The organism is Mycobacterium sp. TH-M15, assembly GCF_057473705.1.
Window position 1 is genome coordinate 1 of sequence record NZ_JBYCLB010000239.1, and the last position, 5,872, is coordinate 5,872.

Annotated in this window: 5 protein-coding genes; 4 read left to right on the forward strand and 1 reads right to left on the reverse strand. The window is 72.7% G+C overall.

Translation table 11 applies throughout. From position 1 onward, the window contains the following. The coding region (locus AC2VNT_RS05615) for an ATP-binding cassette domain-containing protein (RefSeq protein ID WP_486945914.1) at nt 1–2,855 on the forward strand (2,855 nt) is incomplete at its 5' end. A 21-nt stretch (nt 2,856–2,876) separates the two neighbouring features. On the opposite strand, the gene AC2VNT_RS05620 is transcribed toward AC2VNT_RS05615, so the two are convergent. Then, nucleotides 2,877–3,464: a VldE C-terminal domain-containing protein gene (locus AC2VNT_RS05620; RefSeq protein WP_486945915.1), complete on the reverse strand. Its 588-nt coding sequence runs from the start codon at nt 3,462–3,464 to the stop codon at nt 2,877–2,879. 312 nt (nt 3,465–3,776) lie between these two features. On the opposite strand from AC2VNT_RS05620, the gene AC2VNT_RS05625 reads away from it, so the two are divergent. The 3 genes from AC2VNT_RS05625 to AC2VNT_RS05635 form a co-directional block, all read left to right on the forward strand. Continuing rightward, nucleotides 3,777–4,367: a CDP-alcohol phosphatidyltransferase family protein gene (locus tag AC2VNT_RS05625; protein WP_486945916.1), complete on the forward strand. Its 591-nt coding sequence runs from the start codon at nt 3,777–3,779 to the stop codon at nt 4,365–4,367. Further along, nucleotides 4,368–5,273 (forward strand): phosphatidate cytidylyltransferase, encoded by a 906-nt coding sequence (locus AC2VNT_RS05630; RefSeq protein WP_486945917.1) that lies wholly within the window; start codon nt 4,368–4,370, stop codon nt 5,271–5,273. It begins immediately after the preceding gene. Between the two features lie 5 nt (nt 5,274–5,278). Beyond that, a partial coding sequence (locus AC2VNT_RS05635) for a lysophospholipid acyltransferase family protein (protein ID WP_486945918.1) occupies nt 5,279–5,872 on the forward strand: 594 nt, incomplete at its 3' end.

Sequence of the window (5,872 nt, forward strand, 5' to 3'; positions counted from 1 at the left end):
GGCCGCTGCCGCCCCGGCCACCGGCGCCGGCTCCGGCTCCCGTGCACGGGCCGCCGTCGGGGGCCAACCCGGTGGTCGCCGTCGGCGGTGATCCGGCCCGGCTGGAGCAGACGGTCATCGCGAAGGTGCCCCCGGAAGCGCTGCAACCGCCGGGTGAGGCCGCCGGCCGGATGACCAGCGCGGTGCGCAGGATGGTGCCGCCGCGGCTGACCCAGGCGCCCGTCGGCTCGATGGCGATCGGCCGGATGGCCTCCAACGCGATCGTCGTGGACGACCCGCTGGTCTCCCGGGTGCACGCCACCCTGACGGTGACCGAGGGCGGCCTGGAGATCCGGGACAACCGCAGCAGCAACGGGACCTTCGTCAACGGTCGGCGGGTGGACCGCATCCTGCTGCACGACGGCGACGTCGTCACGCTCGGCAACACCGACCTGGTGGCGGCCGGCACCACCCTGCGGCCACGCGAGGCGACACCGCAGACCAGCGGCCTGCAGGTGTACGGCCTGGGGCTGACCATCGAGGGTCGCGCACTGATCACCGACGTCTCGTTCGCCGCCCGCCCGGGCACGCTGACCGCGGTGATCGGCCCGTCCGGGGCCGGGAAATCCACCCTGATCAAGCTGGCCGGCGGAAACATGCCGCCCAGCGCCGGCCTGGTCACCTTCGACGGCCACGACGTGCACGCCGAGTACATGTCGATGCGGTCCCGGATCGGCATGGTGCCGCAGGACGACGTGGTGCACCGCCAGCTCACCGTCGACAAGGCGCTGCGGTACGCCGCCGAGCTGCGCCTCCCCCCGGACACGTCCCGGGCCGACCGCACCGAGGTGGTCAACCGGGTGCTCGCCGAGCTGGAGCTCACCGAGCACAAGGACAAGCGGATAGACAAGCTCTCCGGCGGCCAGCGCAAGCGGGTGTCGGTGGCGATGGAGCTGCTGACCGGACCGTCGCTGCTCATCCTCGACGAGCCCACCTCCGGGCTGGATCCGGCGCTGGACCGCCAGGTGATGACCATGCTGCGTGGCCTGGCAGCGGCCGGCCGGGTGGTGGTGGTGGTCACCCACTCGCTCACCTACCTGAACATGTGCGACCAGGTGCTGCTGCTGGCACCGGGCGGCAAGACCGCGTTCGCCGGACCGCCGGCCCAGATCGGCGCGGCGATGGGCACCGAGGACTGGGCCGACATCTTCGCCCGGGTCAGCACCGACCCGGACGGGGTGCATCAGGAGTACCTGGCCCACCACCCGCCGCCGGCGGCGCCGAAGACCCTGTCCGGCCGCGAAGCCGAACCGGTCACCGCGCCGCGCACCAGCTGGACGCGGCAGCTCTTCGCCGTCACCCGCCGCCAGATCCGGCTGATCTTCGCCGACCGCGGCTACTTCGCGTTCCTGGCGCTGCTGCCGTTCGTGCTCGGCCTGCTGTCGCTGGTGGTGCCCGGACACTCCGGCCTCGGTCGCGCCGACACCGACGCGCCCGCCGAGCCGGTCCAGCTGCTGGTGCTGCTCAACATCGCCGCGGTGTTCCTGGGCACCGCGCTGACCATCCGCGACCTGGTCGGGGAACGGGCGATCTTCCAGCGCGAGCAGGCGGTCGGCCTGTCGGCGTCGGCGTACCTGACCGCCAAGATCACCGTCTACTGCGTCGCCGCGGCGATCCAGATCGCGATCGTTACCGCGATCGTGGTGACCGGCAAGCATCCCCCGGCCTACGGCGGCGCCGTGCTGGGCGAGGGCACCACCCCGGCGATCATCGAGCTCTACCTGACGCTGGCGGCGACCACCATCGTCTCGGCGATGGTCGGCCTGGCGCTGTCCTCGCTGGCCCGGTCCAGCGAGCAGGTGCTGCCGATGATGGTCGGCCTGGTGATGGTCTCGATGGTCTTCGCCGGCGGCCTGGTGCCGGTCACCGGCCGCCCCGGGCTGGACCAGGTGTCCTACCTGTTGCCGGCCCGCTGGGGCTTCGCCGCGACGGCCTCCACCATCGACCTGCGGAACGCCGCGCTGCGGGCTCCGGCCGAGGACGCCCTGTGGCTGCACCGGCCACAGGCGTGGCTGCTGGACATGGGGGTGCTGGCGCTGCTCGGGCTGGTCTTCGTCGGCTTCGTGCGCTGGCGGCTGCGGCTGGCCGCGGCAGCCCAGGGTGCCGGCGGGGCGTCGGGCCGGCTGCTCACCAAGGGGACCGTCATCGGGTCGGTGGTCGCGGTGGCCGCGGTGGGCTCGCTGATCGCGGTCAGCGTCATGCACCGGGCGCCGACGTCGACCACCAGCACCCTGCCGGAGAAGACCGTCGCCGCGGACACCCTGAACGAAAACCTGCTGAGCCCCGATGTCGCCGGGCCGATCGTGGGGGCCAGCGGCCTGGTCAGCGAGACGATGCGGGTGCCGGTCAAGGGCCAGAACGTCGTTCCGCACGACTGCACCAGCGCCGTGGCGCCGGCCGCGGGCCCCACCTACAGCGGCACGCCGATCACCGGGATGGCCGCGCAGCGGCTACACGAGCCGGACCAGCCCTGGCCGTGGCCGCACTACGTGTTGCAGTCCGCCACCGCCTTCCGGTCCGGGCAGGACGCCAAGGACTTCCAGGAGACGCAGCACAAGGCCTGGATCGGCTGCGTCGCCAAGACCGCCACCACGACCACCGACGGTCAGACCAGCACGGCGGTGATCGGGCCGCCGGCGTTGGCGGACGGGATGCTCACGCTGTCCTACACCGACCCGGACCGCCCCGACCGGGTCTGTCAGCGTGCCATGACCATCCGGGACAACGCGCTGGTGGACGTGGTCGCGTGCGGCGACGCGCTGGCCGACGACGCGGCCGTCCAGATCGCGAACCGGATCGCCGACAGCATCCACTGATGCCGCGGGGCCGTCGGCGTCTTAAGCCTGTTCCTCGGGCGGCGGCGGAGGCGGCTCCTCGCTGAAGTACTCCTCGTCGCCGTTCGGGTATCCGCCACCGTGAGTGGTGATGTGCACGTGGTCGAAGTGCCCGTTACCGGAGCCGCTGGGGCCGGCCGGCGTGTAGTAGGTGCCGCGCCAGATGGCGTCCTGCAGTTCGAACCGGCCGGCGTTGCGCAGCGCGTACGCCACGATCTCGTCGCCCAGGTGCACCCCCTCGGGGCTGCCCGGGTTGGGGATCATGATGTCGAGCGCCAGCCCGTTGGGATGCCAGCGCTGCGAGTCCGGCCGCCGGCCGATCATGTTGTGGATCTGCGGGAACGCCTCGCTGATGCTGCGGGATGCCAGGATCGTCTTCCGCTGCAGGCCCTGCTCGGCGGCGACGCCCGGCGGCAGCGGGTGCGGGGCGTTCACGTTGGCGGCCGGGAAGATCTCCCACCACGGCGGCGGAGGCGGACCCTCCGGTTCCGGCGGCGGTGCGGCCTCGAAGCAGCACGGCGCCTCTTCGGGCGGCGGCGGGGGCAGTTCGTCGGGGTTCGGATCAGCGCTGGCGCCGGCGGCGAGGAGCATGGCGGTCGGCGCTATGAACGCTGCTGCCAGTGCCGCGGACTTGGTGCGCAGATCAGATGATCCAGTTTTAGGCACGCCGGCCACCCTAACCGACGCCGGCCCCGGCCCCGACAACCGGCACGCTGCCCACCGCCCCGGTGTGCGGAATCCCACCCCGCGCCCCAAGTCCACCTGCGGCGACGCGGCCCCAACGCGAGATATTTGTAGCGTTGCTTCATTGCAGATGTTGCGCAACGTATAGTGCTTCAGTTATGGTCGCAGCGCCCCGATCTCCGGGCGGACCACCACCCCACCGAGGACAACGGACCGGACATGAAGAGCCTCTATGCGCTGAAGCCCTGGTACGGCCGCCGGCTGTCCGGATTGGTCAGCACCGCGGTCCGCCGCGACATCTCCCCGGACGTGTTCACCGCCGCCGGGGTGTTGGGTGCGGGCTGTGCGGCGGTCTTCGTCGCGTTCGGCGTCTGGCCGCTGGTGATCGTCTTCCTGGCCGTGCGGCTGGCCGGGGCCAACCTGGACGGAGCCGTGGCCCGGGCCCGGGGCGTGACCCGGCCGTGGGGGTTCGTGCTCAACGAGATCGGCGACCGCAGCTCCGATCTGCTGATGTTCGCCGGGCTGACGGTGTGGGCCGCCCGACAACCGGGCGGCTGGCTGTCCGGGCCGGTGCTGTGGGTGCTGCTCGCGGCGCTGGCGGCGACGCTGCCGACGTTCGCCGCGCTGGCGGCCGCCGCGGCCGGCGGCACCCGGCGCAACGGCGGACCGCTGGGCAAGACCGAACGCTGCCTGGCCGTCGTCATCGCCACCGCCCTGCCGGCCACCCTGTCCTATGTGGGCGCGGTGATCGTGGCCGGCTCACTGCTCACCGCGGGACTGCGGCTGCGCGCCGCGCACCGGGAGCTGTAGATGCTCGTCGACTGGTACCTGCGGCTGCTGCACCACGACCGCACCATGGGCCTGCACCTCGACTGGGGGCCGCTGCACGTGCACATCGTCGGGCGGGCGGTGTTCTTCCTCTGGGTGACCCTGGCGATCCTGGCGGCGGCCGGGATCGCGGTCGCCGTCTCCGGCAGACGGGAGCTGGTGCAGAAGTGGACCACCTGGGTGCTGATCCTGCCGGTGGTCGGCATCCCGATCTGGATCGGGCGGGGCCCCACCACCGCGCTGGCCGCCGTCCTGGCGGTGGTCGCGGTGCTGGAATTCGCCCGGCTGGTCCGGCTGCATCCGGTGGACCGGATGATCCTGCTGGCCTGCGCGGTGCTCTTCCCGCTGGCCGCCTGGCTGCGCCCGCAGCTGGTCGGGCTGGCGCCGATCGTGGTGCTGCTCTGCGCACTGCCGTCGGTGCTCAGCGGCGACACCGTCGACGGCGGGCGGCGCACCGCGTTCACCGGCTTCGGCTCGGTCTGGATCTGCTGGGCGCTGGCGCACCTGGTGCTGCTGTGGGAGGACGCCTTCCTGGTCTGCTTCGCGGCCGCGGCCACCGACGTCAGCGCCTGGTGCGGCGGCACCTGGCTGCGGAAGTTCGGCTGGGCCCGCCGGCCGTTGTCGCCGTTGAGCCCGAACAAGACCGTCGGCGGCCTGGTCGGCGCGGTGGCCGGGGCCGCCCTGGTGCTGACCCTGCTGGGCACCATCTCGGTCGGGCTGCTGGTCGCGGTGGCGTTCGGCGGGGTGCTCGGCGACCTGCTGGAGTCGATGGTCAAACGCCAGGCCGGGGTGAAGGACGCCGGCGGCTGGCTGCCCGGCTTCGGTGGGCTGTTGGACCGGATCGACTCGCTGCTGCTGGTGCTGCCGCTGGCGTATCTGCTGGGATAACCGCGATGATCAGCACCCTGACGGTCGCGTTCCGGCATTACCTGTGGCGGTTGGTGTGCTGTCTGACCGGCGGGCTGACGGTTACCGGCGACCGGCCGGGGTCCGGTGGCTGCGTGCTGGTGGCCAACCACAATTCGCATGCCGACACCGCGGTGCTGCTGGCTGCGCTGCCGCCGCGCGCCCGGCCGGTCTTCGCCGCCGCCGCCGACTCCTGGTTCGACGTCCCGGTCCGCCGGTTCCTGGTGACCAACCTGGCCGGTGCGCTGCCGGTGCACCGCTCCGAAGCCGGCACCTACGCCGCGCTGTTGGCCGCGGCGAAACCCGCTCTGGCCCAAGGGCGCACCGTCGTCGTCTACCCGGAGGGCACCCGCGGCACCGACGGATCGGTGGCCGAGTTCCGGTCCGGGGCGCTCCGGCTGGCCCGGGACTGCGGCGTGCCGGTGCTGCCGGTGGCGCTGCTGGGCACCCGGGCGGTCTGGCCCAAGCACGGGCCGTTCTCGGCCGGACCGCTGGAAGCCCGGATCGGCCGGCCGGTCGACCCGGCCAGCACGAGCCCAGATGAGCTGCGGCAGCAGGTGGTTCAGCTGCTCGACGACCAC